The 18,987-nt window shown below is 66.5% G+C and carries 19 protein-coding genes and 3 pseudogenes; 12 read left to right on the top strand and 10 right to left on the bottom strand.

Features of this window, described 5'->3' with window-relative positions; genetic code table 11:
• Nucleotides 1-9: 9 nt before the first annotated feature.
• From ACFY0U_RS37635 to ACFY0U_RS37625, 3 genes are all read right to left on the bottom strand, one after another.
• The gene (locus ACFY0U_RS37635) at nucleotides 10-867 is read right to left on the bottom strand and encodes a hypothetical protein (RefSeq protein ID WP_388643715.1); all 858 of its coding nucleotides are present in this window, start codon (nucleotides 865-867) and stop codon (nucleotides 10-12) included.
• A gap of 105 nt (nucleotides 868-972) precedes the next feature.
• Nucleotides 973-1,593, bottom strand: a complete 621-nt coding sequence (locus ACFY0U_RS37630; protein ID WP_388643713.1) for a hypothetical protein — start codon at nucleotides 1,591-1,593, stop codon at nucleotides 973-975.
• 227 nt (nucleotides 1,594-1,820) lie between these two features.
• Nucleotides 1,821-2,120, bottom strand: a complete 300-nt coding sequence (locus ACFY0U_RS37625; protein ID WP_388643711.1) for a hypothetical protein — start codon at nucleotides 2,118-2,120, stop codon at nucleotides 1,821-1,823.
• A gap of 354 nt (nucleotides 2,121-2,474) precedes the next feature.
• Here ACFY0U_RS37625 and ACFY0U_RS37620 point away from each other — a divergent pair.
• A pseudogene (locus tag ACFY0U_RS37620) lies at nucleotides 2,475-2,780 on the top strand (sensor histidine kinase); the annotation flags it as partial.
• A 350-nt stretch (nucleotides 2,781-3,130) separates the two neighbouring features.
• Complete coding sequence (locus ACFY0U_RS37615; RefSeq protein ID WP_388643709.1) at nucleotides 3,131-5,281, top strand: MMPL family transporter; 2,151 nt, start codon at nucleotides 3,131-3,133, stop codon at nucleotides 5,279-5,281.
• A gap of 412 nt (nucleotides 5,282-5,693) precedes the next feature.
• On the opposite strand, the gene ACFY0U_RS37610 is transcribed toward ACFY0U_RS37615, so the two are convergent.
• Both ACFY0U_RS37610 and ACFY0U_RS37605 read right to left on the bottom strand, forming a co-directional pair.
• A complete protein-coding gene (locus ACFY0U_RS37610) occupies nucleotides 5,694-7,145 on the bottom strand; it encodes an ATP-binding protein (RefSeq protein ID WP_388643707.1) in 1,452 nt (483 codons plus the stop codon).
• Nucleotides 7,142-7,834: a response regulator transcription factor gene (locus ACFY0U_RS37605; RefSeq protein ID WP_388643705.1), complete on the bottom strand. Its 693-nt coding sequence runs from the start codon at nucleotides 7,832-7,834 to the stop codon at nucleotides 7,142-7,144. Before ACFY0U_RS37605 ends, ACFY0U_RS37610 begins: the two co-directional genes overlap by 4 nt.
• Nucleotides 7,835-8,061: 227 nt before the next feature.
• Here ACFY0U_RS37605 and ACFY0U_RS37600 point away from each other — a divergent pair.
• From ACFY0U_RS37600 to ACFY0U_RS37585, 4 genes and pseudogenes are all read left to right on the top strand, one after another.
• A pseudogene (locus ACFY0U_RS37600) lies at nucleotides 8,062-8,382 on the top strand (transposase); the annotation flags it as partial.
• Nucleotides 8,383-8,678: 296 nt separating this feature from the next.
• A complete protein-coding gene (locus ACFY0U_RS37595) occupies nucleotides 8,679-9,806 on the top strand; it encodes an amidohydrolase family protein (protein ID WP_388643702.1) in 1,128 nt (375 codons plus the stop codon).
• Nucleotides 9,807-10,037: 231 nt separating this feature from the next.
• On the top strand, nucleotides 10,038-10,325 hold the full coding sequence (locus ACFY0U_RS37590; protein WP_388643700.1) for a transposase: 288 nt from the start codon (nucleotides 10,038-10,040) through the stop codon (nucleotides 10,323-10,325).
• Complete coding sequence (locus ACFY0U_RS37585) at nucleotides 10,325-10,870, top strand: hypothetical protein (RefSeq protein ID WP_388643697.1); 546 nt, start codon at nucleotides 10,325-10,327, stop codon at nucleotides 10,868-10,870. Before ACFY0U_RS37590 ends, ACFY0U_RS37585 begins: the two co-directional genes overlap by 1 nt.
• A gap of 224 nt (nucleotides 10,871-11,094) precedes the next feature.
• Here ACFY0U_RS37585 and ACFY0U_RS37580 read toward each other — a convergent pair whose 3' ends face one another.
• Nucleotides 11,095-11,259 (bottom strand): hypothetical protein, encoded by a 165-nt coding sequence (locus tag ACFY0U_RS37580; RefSeq protein ID WP_388643694.1) that lies wholly within the window; start codon nucleotides 11,257-11,259, stop codon nucleotides 11,095-11,097.
• 355 nt (nucleotides 11,260-11,614) lie between these two features.
• Between ACFY0U_RS37580 and ACFY0U_RS37575 the strand changes: the two genes are divergently transcribed.
• From ACFY0U_RS37575 to ACFY0U_RS37560, 4 genes and pseudogenes are all read left to right on the top strand, one after another.
• Nucleotides 11,615-12,055, top strand: a complete 441-nt coding sequence (locus ACFY0U_RS37575; protein WP_388643691.1) for a hypothetical protein — start codon at nucleotides 11,615-11,617, stop codon at nucleotides 12,053-12,055.
• Nucleotides 12,056-12,123: 68 nt separating this feature from the next.
• Nucleotides 12,124-12,687, top strand: a complete 564-nt coding sequence (locus ACFY0U_RS37570; RefSeq protein ID WP_388643688.1) for a YcxB family protein — start codon at nucleotides 12,124-12,126, stop codon at nucleotides 12,685-12,687.
• A gap of 703 nt (nucleotides 12,688-13,390) precedes the next feature.
• Nucleotides 13,391-14,206 carry an SAM-dependent methyltransferase gene (locus tag ACFY0U_RS37565; protein ID WP_388643686.1) on the top strand — a complete coding sequence of 272 codons (816 nt, stop codon included), beginning with the start codon at nucleotides 13,391-13,393 and terminating at the stop codon, nucleotides 14,204-14,206.
• A 538-nt stretch (nucleotides 14,207-14,744) separates the two neighbouring features.
• Nucleotides 14,745-15,118 (top strand): annotated as a pseudogene (locus ACFY0U_RS37560) (hypothetical protein).
• An 89-nt stretch (nucleotides 15,119-15,207) separates the two neighbouring features.
• Here ACFY0U_RS37560 and ACFY0U_RS37555 read toward each other — a convergent pair.
• Together ACFY0U_RS37555 and ACFY0U_RS37550 are read right to left on the bottom strand one after the other, a co-directional pair.
• Nucleotides 15,208-15,552 (bottom strand): hypothetical protein, encoded by a 345-nt coding sequence (locus tag ACFY0U_RS37555; RefSeq protein WP_388643683.1) that lies wholly within the window; start codon nucleotides 15,550-15,552, stop codon nucleotides 15,208-15,210.
• A 368-nt stretch (nucleotides 15,553-15,920) separates the two neighbouring features.
• Nucleotides 15,921-16,355 carry a hypothetical protein gene (locus tag ACFY0U_RS37550; RefSeq protein WP_388643680.1) on the bottom strand — a complete coding sequence of 145 codons (435 nt, stop codon included), beginning with the start codon at nucleotides 16,353-16,355 and terminating at the stop codon, nucleotides 15,921-15,923.
• 305 nt (nucleotides 16,356-16,660) lie between these two features.
• On the opposite strand from ACFY0U_RS37550, the gene ACFY0U_RS37545 reads away from it, so the two are divergent.
• Entirely contained in the window at nucleotides 16,661-17,416 is a 756-nt protein-coding gene (locus ACFY0U_RS37545; RefSeq protein ID WP_388644017.1) for a class I SAM-dependent methyltransferase, read from the top strand.
• Between the two features lie 75 nt (nucleotides 17,417-17,491).
• On the opposite strand, the gene ACFY0U_RS37540 is transcribed toward ACFY0U_RS37545, so the two are convergent.
• The gene (locus ACFY0U_RS37540; RefSeq protein ID WP_388643678.1) at nucleotides 17,492-17,737 is read right to left on the bottom strand and encodes a hypothetical protein; all 246 of its coding nucleotides are present in this window, start codon (nucleotides 17,735-17,737) and stop codon (nucleotides 17,492-17,494) included.
• Nucleotides 17,738-18,030: 293 nt separating this feature from the next.
• Between ACFY0U_RS37540 and ACFY0U_RS37535 the strand changes: the two genes are divergently transcribed.
• Complete coding sequence (locus tag ACFY0U_RS37535; protein WP_388643675.1) at nucleotides 18,031-18,519, top strand: GNAT family N-acetyltransferase; 489 nt, start codon at nucleotides 18,031-18,033, stop codon at nucleotides 18,517-18,519.
• A gap of 151 nt (nucleotides 18,520-18,670) precedes the next feature.
• On the opposite strand, the gene ACFY0U_RS37530 is transcribed toward ACFY0U_RS37535, so the two are convergent.
• Nucleotides 18,671-18,987: transposase (locus ACFY0U_RS37530; protein ID WP_388643672.1), on the bottom strand; the 317-nt coding region annotated here is incomplete at its 5' end.

Raw genomic sequence — 18,987 nt, 5'->3', positions numbered from 1 at the left:
ACTGCTCGCCTATTTGACGTCGATGAAGTCGCCCGTGGCCGTCGCGGAACCGGTGGTGGCGGTGCCCGCGAAGGCGAACCGGTAGTAACCGTCGGAGGTTGCTTTGACGGTGGTGCTCAGGTTCCCCGTCGAGTTCGTCTTGACGGTCTTCAGGGTGGTGTAGGTACTGCTGCCCTTCTTACGAAACTGCAGCTTCACCGGCTGGGTCGAGTAGCCCGCGTACTTGCCCGTCGTCCAGTTGGCGCGGCTGAGCTTGCCGGTGACCGTGATGGTCTTGCCCTTCTTCACCGGCTCAGGGGAGGCGTTGGCGGTGAGTTTCGCGGCCCGCTTGAACTTGGCCCTGGCGACGTCGTCGTCGTAACTGGCGTTGGCGTACAGGTCGTAGGCGCCGAGGAAGAGCTTCCAGGTACCGGCGGTGCCGTTGCCGTCCTTGAAAGCGGTGGCGGGGTCGATGGTGAAGACCGTCTTGCAGCTGTAGCTCCAGCCGCCCTCGGCCGGTGATTCCGTGCAGACGGGGTCGTCGTCCGACTGGAATGAGCCGGTGATGGTGTCCGTGCTCGAACTGTCGGTGCCCTGCCACAGGAACGCCTGGGTGAGAGCGACGCCTTCCGCGTCGAAGGCGGTGAACGTGACCGGAACGGCCTTCTTGCCCGTCACCCCGAGGACGATGTCCTTGCCGCCGTTGACGACGCCGTCCGAGAACGTGGTGCCGCCCAGCGCGTCCTGGGGCTCGACGCCTGCGGAGGCGAAGGCTCCGAGAGGCGTCGCCGCCCCCGGGTGCTGTGCAGCCTGTGCGGCGCCCGGGAGAGCGAGCGCCGAGACGACGACGGTGCTGGTGAGGACGGTGGCCGTGGTGCGTATGCGCATGCAGTTTCCCATGGTGAGGTCGGTGTCTTGGTGGACTGGCTGTGGGGCAGGGCCTGTTGATCCGGTGAGAAGGCCGGTGCATGTTCGGATGCCTGCGGCGGCAGGTCAGGGTGTGGGGGAGCGGAGGATGTCGTCGAGGTCCCAGCTGTAGCTGGGTGACGGGTACAGGTCCGTCGGGTACAGGTCCGTCGGCTCGGCGCTCGGCGGGGGCACGTCGGCCGGATCCGCGGTGGGTCTGCCGTCCGGGCTGCACACCTGTGGTGCGGAGGGTTCGGAGAGTTCGTAGTCGGCGATCCGCTCCGAGCGGAATTCGACTGTGCCTCGGTCCCAGATGTCCTGGGTGCCGCCGACCTCGACCTCCTTGGGCAGTTCCTTGCTCTTGAGCGGCTTGCCCACGGTGATCGTGAGGAGGGCGCCCACGCAGGGGCTGCGGTCGTCCGCGTAGAGGGACTTGGGCAGGGCGATCTTCCGCTCGCTGGCGGCGTCCGCACGCAGCTCGACGCGTTTCACGCGGCGGATGTCGAAGTAGTAGTCGGGCCGCGACCCGTCCGAGAGCGACTCGCCGTCGTCGCCGTCCGCGACCCCGTACACCAGCTTCCAGAACTCGACCTGCACGGTGATCTTGTGGCAGAGCGGTCCGAGGTATCCCGGGATGCTGGAGAACTCCAGGTCGCCCGAACCTGAGTTCTGCTTGGGAGTGTCGACGTCGAGCTTCACCCAGTCCACGGACTCCGCCGTCGTCCACCCCTTGTTGTCGTGGCAGCCGGAGGCTCCGGTCGGATACGGGGGTGTCGGGGATGGTGTCGGCGACTCGGTGACCTCCGTGGCGCTTTGGGTCGGATCCCCCTGAGCGGAGGTGTCGTCGCCGCCCGAGCACCCCGCGCTGAACAGAACAGCCAGGGCGAGCGCCGCGGCGACAGGCGGAGCGGAACGATTCGTCCCCGCCGCGCGCCTCACCGGTCGCACCAGTTCTCGGCCTCCGCGGAGCTGAAGCCCAGCAGGCTCAGACCCCCGAAGAAGACGACCGTGACGCGTACTCCGTTCGACCGCTTGCCGGACCAAGCCCCGCACAGCATGAGCGTGACGGTGACCAGCACGGGCAGCACCGCCACGAACCGGAGCAGCCCGGCCCCTTCGTCCCGGCCATGTCCGACCGCGTCACTCACGACGAACAGCAACAGGGCGCCCACCGCCAGGCCCAGCAAGGCCTGCGCCCAGACGCCCAGCACGGCGAGCCCGACACTCCTCGGCATCTGCGGTCTCACACCCGGTGTCGTCATGAACACAAGGAAATGGCATGGATGCCGGGAACACGTCGGTAGGAGTACGTATTCCATGTACGTAGGGGCCGCCATGGCACAAGACCCGCCAGGACTTTCCGCTGCTGTCGAGTTGTCTGCGGCGCAGCCTGGTGCGGTCGACGGGCCCGCCCCTGCGCTGCCCAGGTTTCGGCCGGTGATTCGCTTCAGGTGTCGGGCGAAGACGGCCTCGGCCTCAGGGCATTCGGGTGAGCGCGACCACGTCGAGCCGCACACCGGCTGGTGCGCATGACGTCAGTGGAGGTAGCCCGCCCGCGCGCACTGCTCGCGGAGGCCTCCTGACGGTGGGTGCGGCTGCTGCCGTGGGCCGTGGCGTGCGTGCTCTGCGTCGCCCTGCTGCCGACGCCCGTTGTGGTCCTCACGGCCGACTACGGTCTCAACGGCGCCGTTGCCGGCGGGTTGGCCGTCGCGCAGGCCGCGGTGCTCCGGCTCGCCGTCGTACGGCCGCTGCGGGCCTGGTACGTGGTCTTCGTCGCGGATGTCACCGGGGCGTTCGTCCTGTTCACCGTCGACTTCCAGGAGCGACTGCTCTGGCCCCCGCCCATGGAGTTCGTCGGGTACGTCGGCCTCTGCGTCGCCCTGGGGCGTCGTCAAGGTCCATCAGGCGGCATGGACGTCCGGTACGACCTGGGCAACGACCACCGGCTCGTCGGCACCCTGTGCCCGGACATGAAGTTGACGCTGGAGCGGCCCGACCCGGTCGTCGTCACTGCGGTGACCCGGTCGGCGGACCTGCTGTGTAAGGGGCGTGGGCTCCGGCCCGACGGCTGTGTCGCCTGGGCTTTGCTCACCGGGCCGGACCTCGACGCCACCACGCTGGTGCGTGCGCTGGGCACATGGTTCGGCCGACCGGCCTGAGCACCGCATTAACAGTCGTCCAAGGTTCGCTCGGTACGAAGTAGGCATCCAGATAAGCGATGTAACCCGTATGTAGGAGGCTAGTGATGGCAGTCGACGCAGCGCCGTCCGGGGAAGCACCGGCCGGTCGGTTGGCAGGCCGGTGGGTGCCGTGGTTGGTGATTGGTTTGTGGCTGGTGCTGGCGGCGGGCATGGTGCCGCTGAGCGGAAAGTTGAGCTCGGTCACCACCGACAGCGCCGTAGACACCCTGCCGGCCAGTGCCGAGTCCACCAAGGTGGCGGTGCTGGACGACAGTCTCCCCGGCGGTGACAGCAACGCGTTCGTCTTCGTGTACCACCGCGCCGGCGGCATGACCGACGCCGACCGTGCGACGGTCGAGCGCCACTACAACACCCTTGCCAAGCGGTACCCGCCCAAGGCGACGGCGGCGGCCGGCGAGGACGACGAGGGCTCACCGACGAGCCCCTCCACCGACCGCAAGGCGATGATGTTCACCCTCGAGGTGAGCACGGCCTACGGCGCACCGGAGGACATCGTCGGCCCGTTGCGTGACGCCGCGAAGGACCGCCCCTCCGGCCTGGAACTCGACGTGACCGGACCGGGCGCGATCGACGGCGACATGGATGCTGTCTTCGACGGCATCGACGTGCAGGTCCTGCTCACCACCATCGTCGTCGTCACGATCCTGCTCATCCTCACCTACCGCAGCCCGGTGTTGTGGATCATCCCGCTGGTGGTCGTCGGCGCGGCCGCACTGACCGCGATGGCAACTGTCTACCTGCTCGTCAAGGGCTTCGGCATCGTGGTCAACGACCAGAACTCGGCGCTGCTGACGATCCTGGTGTTCGGCGTCGGCACGGACTACGCGCTGTTGCTCATCGCTCGATATCGGGAGGCACTGCACCACCATGAGAACGTCCGGGTCGCGATGGTCCACGCGCTACGCGGCGCGGCGCCGGCCATCGTCGCGTCCGCGGCCACGGTGGTCGCCGGCCTGCTCTGCCTGCTTGTCGCGGACCTGAACAGCACCAGCGGGTTGGGTCCGATCGGTGCGGCCGGCATCCTGTGCGCGCTGGTGGCCATGCTGACGCTGTTCCCGGCGGTGCTCGTGGTGCTCGGCAGGCGGATCTTCTGGCCGGCCATTCCGCGGTTCAGCACGGCCGTGGAGGAGAAGCCGGGGCTGTGGGGACGGCTCGGCACCGCCATCAGCCGCCGCCGGTGGGTGGCGGCGCTCGGCTCGCTCGGAGTCCTCGGCGTGCTCGCCCTCGGGCTGGCGGGCAACACCGGCGCCCTGCGGGAGCAGGACCAGTTCCTGTCCGCGCCGGAGTCGGTCACCGGCTTCGCCGTTCTCCGCGAGCACTTCCCGGAGCTCGGCGGCCAGCCGATGACGGTCTTCACGCGGCCGGCGCACCAGGAGCGGGTGCTCGACATCGTCAAGGACACTCGCGGTGTGGCCCTGGCCGTCCCGGAGCAGACCAGCGGTGGCTGGGCCAACATCTCCGTGTTCCCGAAGGACGCGCCGGACACCGTCGCGGAGTACGACACGATCAAGCGGGTGCGCACCGCCGTGCACGCGGTGAGCGGGGCGGAGGCGATCGTCGGCGGGCCGAGTGCGGAGAACCTCGACACCGAGGTGACCACCGAGCGCGACGAGAAGCTGGTGATCCCGCTGGTGCTCGCCGTCGTCCTGATCGTCCTCGGGCTGCTGCTGCGCGCGATCCTGGCCCCGCTGGTCCTGATGGCCACCGTGATCGTCTCATTCGCCGCCGCCTTCGGCGCCAGCGTGTTCGTCTTCGACACGATCCTCGGGTTCAAGGGGATCGACTATTCGGTGCCGCTGCTGGCATTCCTGTTCCTGGTGGCGCTCGGCGTCGACTACAACATCTTCCTGGCCAGCCGGGCCCGGGAGGAGACCGTGCGACTCGGCACCACAAAGGGCATGCTCAAAGCCCTCTCCGCCACCGGAGGCGTCATCACCTCGGCGGGCCTGGTCCTGGCGGCCACGTTCGCGGTCCTCGTCACACTTCCGCTGGTGATGCTGATCGAGGTCGGGTTCCTGGTCGCCTTCGGCGTGCTGCTCGACGCCCTGCTGGTGCGGTCGGTCCTGGTGCCCGCCCTCACCCTGCTGATCGGCCGGCGGATCTGGTGGCCGAGCCGGCTGTCCCGTCCAGCGGCGGAGCTGCCGGACGGTCAACAGCCGCTCGCTGACGACGAGGAGCCCGCGCTGCAACGGTGAGCGCGGCGGCACGGACGAGATCCGGGACGGGGCCCCAGGCCCGTCCCGGGTTTTTTTTAATGGGCTCGGACGGTGCCGCCCTTTGGTCCTGCGCCGTGCGGCCGGGGCTGGGGTCGGCGCATCGCGGTGTCCTGCCCCGGAGGTGAGCCGCGCGGGGCCATGCCCGAGGGCCGCTGTCGGCGTACAAGGTCATGCGCAGAGGCCGGTACAAGCTCACGTACAGAGCCGGGTGCCACTCGGAGTGGCCCACAGACTCCCTCATCGGGCGGCCCCACCACCCACTGCTTGTGGCTCGGTTGAGGCATTTGGATCTCTGCATTTGAGCCTGCACCGACCTGTGTACGTGAGCCAGTACCCCGGCAGCCGCCGTCCCTTGTCCTGTGCCGCGCCGACGTCGGCAGGGCGGGGCGGGTCAGCGCATCGCGGTGTCATCCCCGGCGGTGAGCCGCGCGATCGGGGCGGGCGGGGCCGCGGCCGGAAGGTCGACCCGAAGCAGCGCGCCACCGCGTGCGGAGCGGGCGACGCCGGCCCGGCCGCCGTGGGCGTCGACGACCCGCTGCACGATCGACAGGCCCAGACCGGATCCCGGCAACGCCCGGGCGCTGTCGGCACGGTAGAACCGGTCGAACACCCGCGGTACGTCGGCGGCGTCGATGCCCGGCCCGGCGTCGTCGACCTCAAGCAGCGCCGACGAGCCCTCGGCACGGAGCCGGACCTGGACCGGCTGGTCCGCGGGGGACCACTTGCCGGCGTTGTCGATGAGGTTGAGCACCGCCCGCTCGAGCGCAGCGGGACGCCCGCTCACCCACACAGAGGTCACGTCGAGCGCGACCTCGAGGTCGGGCACGCGGGAACGCGCCCGGGTCGCGGCGGCCACCACCACGTCGGCGAGGTCGAGCACCTCGGTGCTCTCGTCGCTGACGTCACCGCGCGCCAGGTCGGTCAGCTCGGCGACAAGGGTGCTCAACTCGGCCACCTGGGCGCCGAGATCGTTGAGCAGCCGGGTCCGGCTCTCCGCCGGCAGTGCGCTGTCCAGGGTGCCGCGCCGATCGAGCCGGATCAGCAGCTCGGCGTTGAGGCGCAGGCTGGTGAGCGGGGTCTTGAGCTCGTGGGCGGCGTCCTCGGCGAGCAGCCGCTGGGCCCGCCGGGAGTCCCGGAGCGCGGCGAGCATGTCGTTGATCGACTGGATCAGCCGTCGGATCTCCCCACCGCCCTCATCCGGGATGTCGGCGTCGAGATCCCGGGTGTGCGCGACACGTACCGCGGCGGCGGTCAGCCGGTCGATCGGTGCCAGCCCGGCCCGCGCCACGGTCCGCCCGACAAGAGCGCCACCGACCACGCAGAGCAGCCCGATCAGCAGCATGCCGAACCCGAACCGGTTGATCGGGCTGTCGTCGACGGCTCGGGCCACCTGGACCGCGCCGTCGCCCGCCCGCAGGGTGTAGATGAGGTAGCCGTCCTCGTCGCTGTCGTTCGACTCCATCAGGTCGGCCGACGCGCCCTGCGCCACGCGCCCGGCGTCCTCGCTGACCGGGGGCAGCGCGGGCTGGCCGGCCGGCGTCCGGATCGAGCCGTCGGGCAGGATGACCCGCACCAGCTGACCGGATCCGGGATACGGCGGTAGCTGGACCTGCGCCAGACCGGCGCGCTCCGCGTTCGCCGCCAGGACACGGGAGTCGGCGCGTAGCTGATTCTCGGAGGTCTTCTGCAGCTCCCAGCCCATCAGCTGGCTGGCCACCTGGAAGGCCATGAACACGCTGACGGCGATGGCCGTCGCCGCGATCACCGTCAGCCTGGCCCGCAGGGACCGCCGGCGCCACCATCGGGTCAGCCGGCGCGGTTCCCGGCCGGCGGGCCTGCTCACGGAGGGGTCTCCCGCAACGTGTATCCCAGGCCGCGCAGTGTGTAGATCAATCGCGGCTCACCCTCGGCCTCCATCTTGCGGCGCAGGTAGCTCACGTACACCTGGAGGTTGTTGGCGGTGGAGCTCATGCCGAAGCCCCAGATCGCCTCGAACAGCGTGTCGCGGGTCACGACCCGGGTCGCGTTGCTCACGAGGACCTGGAGGAGGGAGAACTCGGTCCGGGTCAGGCGCAGCGGCCGAGCACCCCGCCACGCCTCGAACCTGTCGGGATCGAGCCGGACGTCGGCGAACGACAGGATCTGCGACTCCTCGTCGGTCGACGTGCGCCGGCGCAGCAGGGCCCGCACCCGGGCCAGCAACTCCTCGGTGGCGAACGGCTTGGGCAGGTAGTCGTCGGCGCCCGCGTCCAGCCCCGCGACCCGGTCGGAGACCTGGTCACGGGCGGTCAGCATCAGCACCGGCAGATCCTGACCCGCGGCCCGCAACCGCCGGCAGGTCTCCAACCCGCCGAGGCGGGGCATCATCACGTCGAGGATCAGCAGATCGAGCGTGTCACCGCTGGCCCCACCGACCCCGTCGAGCACGGCGAAACCGTTGGCGACGGTGCTGGTGTCGTAACCCTCGACCTGGAGCACCCGCTCCAGCGAATCCCGGATGGCCGCCTCGTCATCCGCGATCATGATCCGCACGCCGGCCCGCCCCCCTCCAGTCGATCATTTTGCCGCTCATTGTCCCCGATCAACCTGAGGCCAACATTAGAGCGTCGCCGCTGTGGCGCCCGCGGGCCGTGCTCTTACGGATGCCTAAGATCGTGTCCTACGTGGTGAGGCGGACGAGGCGCTCGTAGCAGCAGAGGGCGGCGGCAAGTCCGAGAAATGCCAGACACCCGTAGGCACTGGGGCTTGAAGTACCGGCCGCGGTGAGAGTCGTGTCTCCTTACGTGGTCAACGACGAGAATGCATTGCTCAAACTGACCAGCGATGTGCTGGAGTTGAGCGGCGGTGAGCCGGTGACGTCGGCGATCGGCCTCAACGTCGGCGGGGCTGCCCTGATGATTGCGCTGCTGACCGACCACGGGCAAAAGGTCCTCTACATCCCCGGCCGCACCGTCCATCACGCCTCTGGATCCTACCGGGGCGATGGGAAGACGGACGCGAAGCATGCCTTCGTCATTGCGGTTCAGGCGCGCATGCGATGTGGCCTTCAGCCGGTTCACCGCGGCGACGGCATCGTGGTCGCTGCGGACTCCTGCTGGGCCTCGTCGATCGCGCAGAGGTGCGCGACGCCGTGGCCGCGTGGACCGGACGGGTCAACTCCGTCACTGCCCGCGCGGACCGGGTGGACCTCGACGCCACCACGCTGGTGCGTGCGCTGGGCACATGGTTCGGCCAACAGGCCTGAGCACCGCATTAACAGTCGTCTCAGGTTCGCTCGGTACGAAGTAGGCATCCAGATACGAGGTAACCCGTCGTGTCTTGCAGACGGATGCCGCACGGATACCGCACCACACAAAACACCTGAGGAGAAACTGACATGAAGTCCAACGCAAACCCTCTGAAGCACCTCACGACGGGACGCCGCGGCTTTCTAGCCGGCACGGCAGCACTTGGCATTGGTGCCGGCTTGTCCACGCATGCCATCGCCTCCTGCGCGGCAGCGAACGAGACTACAGATTTTTCACTGCGAGACCAGGACCTGCCCTTCATCGGCACGGAAGAGACCTTTTCCACCCGTGAGTTGATGGTGCTGAACGACAGGCTGTTCCTCGAGGACACTGGTCTTGCCGAGCTCGGCCCGCGCCGCATCGGTGCAATGGATGAGGCGGGGCTCAACGTTCAAATCCTCTCCGCACATACGCCAGGTGTGCAGAATGTCAAAGGCCAGAAGGGCATCGATTTTGCGTATCGTCTCAACAAGCTGCTCGTCGATGGACCGATGGCCACCTATCCGGGGCGGTTTAAGGCATTTGCAACCTTGCCTCTACAGAATCCGGAGGCCTCGGCAGACGAACTGGAACGCACAGTTCGGGAGGATGGCTTCCTGGGATGCTTGACCAATGGAATCATCGGGAAGAAATTTCTCGACCATCCCGACTTTGAGCCTCTGCTGGCACGCGCCGAAGCCCTTGATGTGCCGGTATACATCCATCCGGGCCTCCCGCCTGACGAGGTTTTCGAAATCTACTACAGCAATATGCGGCCGGAATATCAGAAGGAGTTCCAGGACCAGGTTCTCAGCATCTCTGCCTATGGATGGCACCAGGAAGTCGTTACTCAGTGCCTCCGAATGATCACCTCAGGAGTATTCGACAGGCATCCCAAGCTCCAGATTATCATCGGCCACATGGGAGAGGGCCTGCCGTTCTTCTACAAACGCGTCGTGGAGAAGATGAGCGAAGTTACCAAGAAGAGCCTGGAAAAGCCGTTCGAGCAGTATTTCCATGACAATTTCTGGTTCACAACCAGCGCATTCCCTCAGACTGAACTGCTCGATCTCCTGCTGAAGTACATAAGTGTGGACCGAGTGATGTTCGCAACCGACTACCCGTTCGCGAATATGAAAACTCAAACCGACTGGTTCCGGGGAGTCGCTTTGTCACGCGAAGTCAAGGAGAAAATTGCGTTCCGAAACGCGGAAAAGCTGTTCGGAATTGAAGTCTGACACGTCCCGACGGGCAGAATGATGCGCGTGAAGTGGCGCGCCAGCGTCGGCAGAAGTGGAGAATGCTTTGGCTGTAAGGCGAGAGCACAGCCAAAGCATGCGATGTGCGGCTGCCGCATCACGCGGTCTTCATGCAACGGCGGATCGTATGCTCTTCTAAAGGCAATGCCGTGACTCTGCTGGTGATCTTGGCAGGGTGGTGACGGCGGTCGCTGGTGTCGGATTCCTGCGATGACGGTCCGCACGGTGTGGGCGGCGTGTCCGAAGGGGGCGCCGGTGATGCTGATGCGGGACCGGCTGGATGTGGTGTTCGCCGACGAGGACTTCACCCATCTGTATCCGTCCGATGGCCGACCGGGCTTCTCGCCAGGGCAGTTGGTGCTGGTGTCGGTATTGCAGTTCGCGGAGAACCTCTCGGACCGGACGGCGGCGGATGCGGTGCGCACGAGGATCGACTGGAAGTACGGTTCCGGGCCCGGCTGGGCGAGGGCAACCGGGCGGATCAACTGCTGCAGTTGATGCTGGATCGCTTGGTGGCAGCCGGGCTGCTCAAGGGGCGGGGCCGACAGCGTACCGATGCCACTCATGTCCTGGCGGCGGTGCGGCGGTTGAGCCGGCTGGAGCCGGCGGGCGAGAGCGTGCGGGCTGCGCTGGAGGAGATGGCCGAGGTTGATCCGGAATGGCTGGTGCCGCTGATCGAACCCGAGTGGGCCACGCGGTACGGCCGGAAGGTCGAGATGGGGAAAGGTGCGGGCGGCACGGCAGCGGTTCGCGAGCGTGCCGAGGAGTTCGGCCGGGATGGGGAGGAACTCCTCACCGCGGTCTGGGCGTCCGACGCCCCAGACCGTCTGCGGATGCTGCGACAGGTGGAGATCCTGCGGTGGGTCTGGGATCGCGAAGGGCAACTGCGCTGGCGGGATGGCACTGCTCTGCCGCCGGCCTCGCTGCGGTTCGACTCCCGTATGACACGGACGCGCACCATTGCGTCAAACGCGATGTCCAGTGGAGCGGCTACCGGGTTCATGCCACCGAGCCATGTGATCAGGGGCCGCCGCACCTGGTGACGCATGTGGCCACCACCATTGCCCCGTCCAGGACGGGCAGTTGACCGAGAAGCTCCACGACGACCTCGCAACCCGTCGCCTGGCTCCGGCCGAACACGCCGTGGGCACCGCTTACCTTTCACCCGCGCAGATCGAGCGGGCTCAGCGCGTGCACGGCATCACACTGCTCGGCCCGGTTCGTGCGGGCGACAGCCACCGCGAGGGAGCCGATGGAGGCCGGCTGGTCAACCGAGGCGTGCGAACAGCTCCCGCAGCTGGGGCTCGCCGTTGGGCAGCAGTTTGTCGAAGGTGGTACGGCCGTCGGCCAGCAGAGCCGTGCCGTGGTGGGTGGACTTTCCTACGTCCAGGGCGCAGAACACATCGATCGACGTGAAGTTGTTGCTGGTCACCGGGTTTTCCCTCCCGGAGTCACCACCGGTGGCCCGCCCGGGCACCGGAGATCGGCAGCACATTACGCAGCCCTGCCTGGCGGGGAACACGCTTCCATCAGCGATCATCCGATGCCACCAGGACCGGCGGCAGCCCCCCCGGATCATCAAGGACAGGGGCGCGAGTCATACCGGCCCCGAAGGCCACGAACCCGAACCGGGCTCTAGGAGAAAGGCAATGGGCGTAATGGCCCTTGGGACAGCGGTGACAGGACTGAGACAACAAAGCCCACAACTGTCAGCGGGACTGCCCGGTCTCACTCTGCGTGGACGGCAACGACCGGCCGTCCCGCCATGACACCACCAGGGGGACCTCATGAAGTCGATCCGCCACAGGGCAGCCACCTCCGGCGCCCTTGCCATCCTGGCCGCGGGCGGCACGCTCGCCGCGACAGGGCCAGCCTCGGCCGCCACTGCCGGCGCCTACAACGGGGCGTGCGGCACGGGGTACGAGGTCTTCACCTCGACTCCGATCAAGTCCTCGCAGGCCACTGAGGCCGCCACCACCTACGTGGCCTACAGCTCCGCGGATAAGCAGTGGTGCGCCGTCACGGTGCGCAGCAAGCCCGGTGCCCGCGTGTTCATGGAGGTGGCCCTGGACACCTGGCCGACCAGCAGTACCCCGGCGAAGGATGGTGGCTCCTACACGACCTTCGCCGGCCCGGTGTACAAGGACCTGCCCAAGCCGGGCCTGTGCATGACCTGGAGCGGTTCGATCGACATCTACTACAACTCGGACAGCGGCCTGTGCCCCTGACCTCACGGCTGTCGGCGTGGTCGACACCCAGCTCGTCGTGATCCGTATGTCTTGTACCGGGAGGAACCATGACCGAAGGCCACAGCGACCAAGGCACCAACAACGCGGAAACCTCTGACAGAGTCGTGGACGAGCGGACCGCAGTTGAACTGGTGTACCGGCCCCAGTCTGCCGACACTCTGGCCGGCCTGCGGGTCCGCGAGCGGATCAAGCGGGCCGGGCTACTACTGCGAGGTGCAGTCCTTTTCCTGTCGATAGGACACTGGCTGCTCTCCACCGTCGTCCGCGGCAGAGTCGACGTGTTCCCGACGGCTGTGCTCCTGTTGGTTGTCTTGCTGTTGTGGGGTTACCCGCGGCTGCAAGCCGCCCAGGTGCAGCGGCTCGTAGGGTGGCAGGGCGAGTACCGTGCCACCGTGTCTCCGGCCGGGATCACCTGCCGTAACGACCACGCCACACTGATCCAGAAATGGTCCGTTTTCCAGGGATACCGGGAAACGGAAGGTCACTTTGTCCTGCTCAGCCGGGATCCCAACATCATGTGCCTCGACGTTCTGCCCAAGCGGGGCGCGCATGAGGCTGGGGACCTTGAGCGGCTACGGGCGATCCTGGACCAGTGCACCCCTCGCATATGACAAATGTCCGCCGTTGTGGCAACTATCGTGTCCCTCCCCTCGTAGCGTAAAGACCATGACTGCAGGGGAAGTTGGGAGTGATCCGAGCACGGGTGACCGGCGAGCCTGGGTGGGGCGGGACTCCGTCGGCTGTGTGGTGCCCTGGTATGCCTCCGCGCTCACCTACAGGCAGTCCGTCACGCCGAACTTCGTCCGGCATGTGCAGCTCGCCCAGAGATCCGGGCTGCCTGGCGGTACATTCGCGGAGCCTCTGACGCGGACGGAGGTCGCCACTATGATCGGGCTCAACCGTCTGCGGGCCTGCCCGGCAGGCGGCCCGAGCGTCGAGGGCAAGACCTGCGACGCATACCCGGTCGCCATCTCGCAATGGGCTGGGTTCCGGCGGACACCGTCGTTCCTTCGAGGGATGGGACCTGCCCGACGTATCCCGGAGCACTGGACCGACGGGGGGCAGCGCTTGCATGATCCCAAGGGGAGAGGACAGTTGTCAGGGCGGTACGAACACTCGAGGTGTCCCTGCCGGGACGGGTTGGGCCGCCGGCCTGAAATACGGCTGAGTCTTATGCCCTCGGGTCAGAAGCCCGTCGTTGAGACAAAGCGTATGCACCTGAGCTTGTTGGCACCGTGTCTTGAGCTGACTTGAGTGACTGGAGGAGCTCAAAACGGGGGTGCGCAGGCGATGTTGACGGGAAGAATGACCGCCATGACGTACGAAGGCTCCTCCATCGACCCGACCAAGCCCAGCATCGCCCGCGTCTACGACTACCTGCTCGGCGGCAAGGACAACTACGCCGTGGATCGTGAGATCGGCGACGTGTTCAAGCGCGACCTACCCGGCTCGGTGGCCATTGCCTTTGCCAACCGCGCGGCGCTGACCCGGGCGGTCAGAGAGATCGCGAGGACCACCGGCATTCGGCAGTTCGTCGACCTGGGCAGTGGCCTGCCGACGGCAGACAATGTTCACCAGGTAGCGCAACGGCACGCCCCCGAGTCCCGGGTGGTTTACGTCGACAATGATCCCCAAGTCCTGGTCCATGGCCGGGCACTGCTGGAGAGCAACGAACGGACCCGTGTCGTCCCGGGCGATGTGCGTGACCCCGAAGGCATCCGCACTCACCCAGATACCGCCGAACTCATCGACTTCGCTCGACCGGTGGCTGTCATCCTCAGCGCCATCCTCCATCACGTCAACGATGACGAGGACCCGGCCGGTATCGTCCGCTACTGGAGCCAACACGTACCCTCGGGAAGCTACTTCTTCATCAGTCACTTCCGCTCGGGCAACAACCCGGAGACCGCGGAGGCCGAGGCGGTCCTCCAGCAGACGTTCGGCCGCGGTCGGTGGCGCACCGAAGCGGAGATCGCCTCACTGCTGGACGGCCTGGAGATGCTCGACCCAGGGATCGTTCCGGCCTCCCTGTGGCGTCCCGATGAGACCGATACACGGGACATCGGTCAGCGGAGTGAACTCACGGTCTGGGAACATCTCATCGCGGCCGGGCTGGCCCGGAAGACCTAGACCGCCGGTCTCGGGGCTGCTGGACCACCAAGATCCACCTGGCATGTGAGCAGGGCAAGCGGTCCTTGTCGTTGATGGTGACGGCGGGACAGCGGGGCGACAGTCCACAGTTCGTGGCGGTGCTGGAGGGCATCCGTGTGCCTCGGCTCGAGGCAGGACGTCCTCGCAGACGACCGCTGCGGGTGCGGGGTGACAAGGTGTATTCCTCGCGCGCCAACTCACGCCGGCGCGGGGTCCGCTGCGCCATCCCGGAACCGGCCGACCAGGTCAGCACCGCAAACGCCGGGGAAGCAGCGGCGGACGCCCTCCAGTCTTCGACGCGAGGCCTACAAGGCCCGGCACGTGATCGAGTGCGGCATCGGCCGTCTCAAGCGCAATCGTGCGGTGGCCACCTGGTTCGACAAGCTCGCCGTCCGATTCGAGGCCACTGTCACATAGCTGCGATCAACGAATGGCCGTGACCTGACGGCGCTGTCCGCCTCGCATGCCAGGCTGACGGCAATCCGGCAGCACGTCGGCACGAGGGGGAGAACAGACCGTGGCGGCAACCTACTGCTGCGCCGACAGCGAGAACGGAACCACATCGATGACCCGTCCGAAGACGCCCTGTTCGATCTGATCAGCGAACTCGACACCGCAGACAACACCTTCGTCATCATCCAGCCCGATGAGGGCAACCCTGCCTGGTTCGCCTCCGTGGCCGTCTTGGACGGAGGTGGCTACGAGATTGTCCGCCGCGACAGCACACGACGCGAACACGAAGTCACCACCGATAACCGCATCGGCCTGATCGCCAATGACCTCATCATCTGGCTGGCCGCCCGAGACTTCCCCGGCCGTCCAGCCCAGCAGACCAACTCCTTCCAAAACACGCGCTGGACGAGTTGTTCCGATGTGGCTCAGTGGTCGTAGGCGATCAGTGACCTTGTGACGGGTGCGTCTGTATGGCGGTTGTGTCAGATCGCGCAGGTCACTGCCAGGATCCGCTGGGCGACCCGGACTCAGAGGCCTTCGATGATGCGACCGCCGTGCCGTTCCAGGTCGAGCTGGCCTTTGAGGGTGTCGTTGACCGATTTGATCAGCTGGCGGACCCTCTTGAGCAGGGGTTCAGCCGGATGCGGGGTGCCGCGGTTGCGGTAGGAGGGCCGCAACAGGCTGATGCCCCGAGCTGCGAGGAAGACATCGAGTTCGGCCGCGATGTAGCCCTTGTCCGCCAGGATCAGCAGGCAGGGCCGGGCGGCGGCCAGGTGCGGTTCGTTGTCGATCTGGGCGGCCAGGACCTGCCGTTCGTCGAACTTAGGATCCGCCAGGGCCCAGGTGAGGAGCAGGCCGACCGGGGTGCACACACGAGATGCAGTTTCAGGCCCCGGTAGAAGAGCAGTGACAGTAGCCGTAGTTTGCCCAGCTGGCCAGGTCGGAGTGTGTTTGACGGTGTCGCGGGAGCGGGCGCACTGGGGGACACTGCCGCACGGGCATCTCGGCGACCCGCGTTTGCAGATTTCCCGCTGGCGCACTGGAAGAAGATTTGGAACACCAGCCCGTGGGAACGGCTGAACTGGGAGGTCAACGACGAGCCCACGTGATCCAGTGGGGCCGCACGACGTGAGTCGCGTACCAGCCCGTCGTCGCAAGGGCAGGGCCGCCGAAGCACCACCAGCACCCTCCGAGAAGCGAGCAGGCGCGAGATGTCATGGGCGCAGCGGGCTGATGGTGTTCAGGCGCCGAATGGGAGCCCGGGCGTGTCCACGTCCGGGGCGCCTGTACGCCGAATCATCTCCACCACCTGCACCGCCTGTTGTGTGTGGGCCCACAGCCGTACCGGCCCCGCGGAGGATTCGCACTCGATCACCAGCGCGCTGGACGGGAGCCACAGCATTTCACGCAGGGTCGTTTCGCGTGCGCGGACGTAGCGCAGGTCTGTCGGGAGTTCGCGCAGCCGCGTCCGCGACCAGCGGGGCTCCCATCGGAACTCGCGTCCAGTCTGCACCCGGCCCAGGCTGTATCGGCGTCCCTCGTCCGGCATGTTGGCCCCGACCGGGAAGGAGACGGCGACCCCTGCTGCCGCTCGGGCAGCCGTCCGCCGCACGCGCCATGCCACGACTATTGACCCGATCACCATGCCGAGGAGGGTGCAGAAGGCTGTACTCATGCGCGAAGTAAAACAGGCGCCGACGAGAACGACAGGTTGATGGCTTTGACCGTGAATGCTGACGGCGGTTCGTGGCCTCGGGCCGGCTGGATGTTGGTGAATTCTGACGGCAGTCCGGATGGTGTGGGGGATGGCTTAGCGGGCGAGTTCGCGGCTGTTGCCGCCGAAGGTGAGCCGGTCGACGATGGCGGTGGAGTTCTTCTCCTCGCGTTCGGTGAGGGCCTGGAAAACCATTGGTGCCCGGCTTGCTCCGCTGATGGACTGACGTCCTTCCGTGAGTCTGCCGCGTGACGGAGGTAGTGGTTGTGACAGGCTATGACGTGCTTGCCGAGGTGTACGAATGGCTCATCTCGGATGCAAAGTTGCCTCCAGCCGAGTTCGCCGCGTCGTTCGACGACGTCCTCAATCTCCTGCCGTCAAACGCTCACGTCCTGGACTGTTCGTGCGGAACCGGACAGTTGGCGGTTGGCCTCGCCGGTCGTGGCATGCGGGTTGTCGCAACTGACGCCAGCGAGGCGATGGTTCGTCGGACTGCAGAGTTGTCTGAGGAGTTCGGGGCATCCGTCCGGGCCGTGCGGGCGAACTGGGAAGAGTTGCCGGACCATTTCCAGGACAGCACGTTCGACATGGTGTTCTGCGTTGGCAACTCGCTTCACCATGCCGCGGGCGCGACAGGCAGGGGTGCTGCTCTGGAGTCGATGTCACGGCTTCTGCGCCCCGGCGGGCGCTTGGTACTCACATCCCGCACGTGGGAACGCGTGAGGGCCAGAGGTTCCCGGTTGGAGATCGGTGACCGACTCGTCCGCCGGAACGGTCGTGATGCGGTCGTGGTCTACCGCTGGGAGATTGCGCCGCATTGGGAGGAGGAGCACCACATCGAGATTGCGATCGCGCAAGTTGATGCGACCGGCTTGGTTCTTGTCCGCTCGGAACTGCTGTCCTGCTGGCCCTACCGGTACGAGGAACTCGAAGTCGAGCTGCATCGGGTCGGACTCCAAACGGAACTGAGCACGTTCGATCTTGAGGCCGAGAACTACAGGGTGGTCGCGAGCAAGGTATAAACACCGGACTTCTCAGTCCCTGGCCGGACCGCGCGGTTGCTCGCAGGACGCTTGCGCCCTCTCATCGGTGCGGGTTCAAGCGGTCAACGCAACGCCTCGGACGAGGAGTATTCGTCGATCAGACGGCGGTAGATCCGGGGTGGCGGTGTGGCGCTGTTTCCTGGCCGCGTCCAGATCACTGAGCAGGATCTCGTCGATCAGCAGCGTGAACGGATCCGGCTTCGACGGCCGCGCCGAAGCGGTTGTCGTGCGTGGCTGCGGCCAAGCCGAGGCCAGGGCCTTGTCGACCGTGCTCCAGGTGACGCCGTACTTGCACTGCAACTGGCCAGTCGAAGGTCGAGTTGTACGCCATGCTGCGGCGCGACTCCCGCCGGCATCGGGGGTGTTCCTTTACTGAGCACCTCCAGCTTGACACCGCAACCCCCGATGGTGACGTCAGAATTCGCGAACATCCTTCTGGGCAATGACCTGGTGCCGTCAGCTTTCACGAACACTGACGTCTCCAACTACCGACAGAACCACACGAACATCCCAGTCTCAGGAGGAGGTGGGGGCTAGTGCTGTGACCGCATAGGTTTGCCGGGTCACTGAACTGCGAGCAGTAGTCTCATCGGATGATTGACTGCGGATTTTTCGACCGGACCGGACGGCACGTCACCTTACGGGAGGTGGGTGACGAGAACTGGCGTGCGGTCGCTGACATCGTGCCTCTCGACGAGCAGCGAAGTCATGTCCCCGCCATGGCAGCCCGCTACCTCTTGTTGTCGATGCGTGAGGACAGCTGGAACTCGCTGGCGGTCTACGCCGACGACGCGGTCGTCGGACACGTCATGTGGGGTCTGGACGAGGACGGCTCGCACTGGATCGGGGGAATGCTGATCGATGGCGCCGAACAGGGCAAGGGCCTCGGCCGCGCCCTTTTGCTGACCATGACGGGCTGGTTGGCGGCACAGGAGGGCTGCTGGACGATCCGGCTGGCATATCAGCCGGACAACGCCGTTGCCGGACGGCTCTACACATCGCTGGGTTTCGTGCCGACGGGAGCAGTTGATGGTGATGAGGTCATCGCCGAGTTGGCACCAAGCCGGGTCGATAATCGCTGAGAAGTGACGGGGGCGGATCACCGGGCCCGGTCATGATGCAGCTGAGTGGGGGCATCCGCTGCGGAGGCCCGACCCTTCGCCGCCACGGCCTGAACAACCCGGCGAACCTATCCGGTCGGAGCACTACTGAGGTTTTCGGTTCGGGGTGACGTCATGGCGGCGTCGTGATCAGCTGAGTTTCGGCGATGAAGCCGTCGAGCAGGTCGTGCCGGTATTGCATGCGTTTGAGGCGAGTTCGGGCCAGTCCGGCCAGGTCATCGATACTGCATGGGGCCAGATTGCCCAGGCTGTTCTTCAGGTGCGCCCACACGCCTTCGGCAGGGTTGAGGTCGGGACTGTAGGTCGGGAAACGGAAGACGGTCAGCCACGGCCGTTTCCCGATCAGCTCCCGCATGGTGGCGTCGACGTGATGGCTGTAGTTGTCCCACACCAGCACGATGTTGCCGCCAAGTTGCTGGTGGGCGGCGT

Origin of the sequence: Streptomyces sp. NPDC001536 (genome assembly GCF_042894505.1) — a bacterium.
Taxonomy (GTDB): Bacteria; Actinomycetota; Actinomycetes; order Streptomycetales; family Streptomycetaceae; genus Streptomyces.
This window is presented reverse-complemented; position numbering and strand designations above follow the sequence as displayed.

Bases quoted from the DNA above. Each gene is read 5' to 3' on its own strand.
- ACFY0U_RS37535 (WP_388643675.1), top strand. From the start codon at position 18,031: ATGATTGACTGCGGATTTTTCGACCGGACCGGACGGCACGTCACCTTA.
- ACFY0U_RS37625 (WP_388643711.1), bottom strand. From the start codon at position 2,120: ATGCCGAGGAGTGTCGGGCTCGCCGTGCTGGGCGTCTGGGCGCAGGCC.
- ACFY0U_RS37565 (WP_388643686.1), top strand. From the start codon at position 13,391: ATGACGTACGAAGGCTCCTCCATCGACCCGACCAAGCCCAGCATCGCC.
- ACFY0U_RS37550 (WP_388643680.1), bottom strand. From the start codon at position 16,355: ATGAGTACAGCCTTCTGCACCCTCCTCGGCATGGTGATCGGGTCAATA.
- ACFY0U_RS37570 (WP_388643688.1), top strand. From the start codon at position 12,124: ATGACCGAAGGCCACAGCGACCAAGGCACCAACAACGCGGAAACCTCT.
- ACFY0U_RS37595 (WP_388643702.1), top strand. From the start codon at position 8,679: ATGAAGTCCAACGCAAACCCTCTGAAGCACCTCACGACGGGACGCCGC.
- ACFY0U_RS37590 (WP_388643700.1), top strand. From the start codon at position 10,038: ATGACGGTCCGCACGGTGTGGGCGGCGTGTCCGAAGGGGGCGCCGGTG.
- ACFY0U_RS37585 (WP_388643697.1), top strand. From the start codon at position 10,325: ATGCTGGATCGCTTGGTGGCAGCCGGGCTGCTCAAGGGGCGGGGCCGA.
- ACFY0U_RS37575 (WP_388643691.1), top strand. From the start codon at position 11,615: ATGAAGTCGATCCGCCACAGGGCAGCCACCTCCGGCGCCCTTGCCATC.
- ACFY0U_RS37635 (WP_388643715.1), bottom strand. From the start codon at position 867: ATGCGCATACGCACCACGGCCACCGTCCTCACCAGCACCGTCGTCGTC.
- ACFY0U_RS37615 (WP_388643709.1), top strand. From the start codon at position 3,131: ATGGCAGTCGACGCAGCGCCGTCCGGGGAAGCACCGGCCGGTCGGTTG.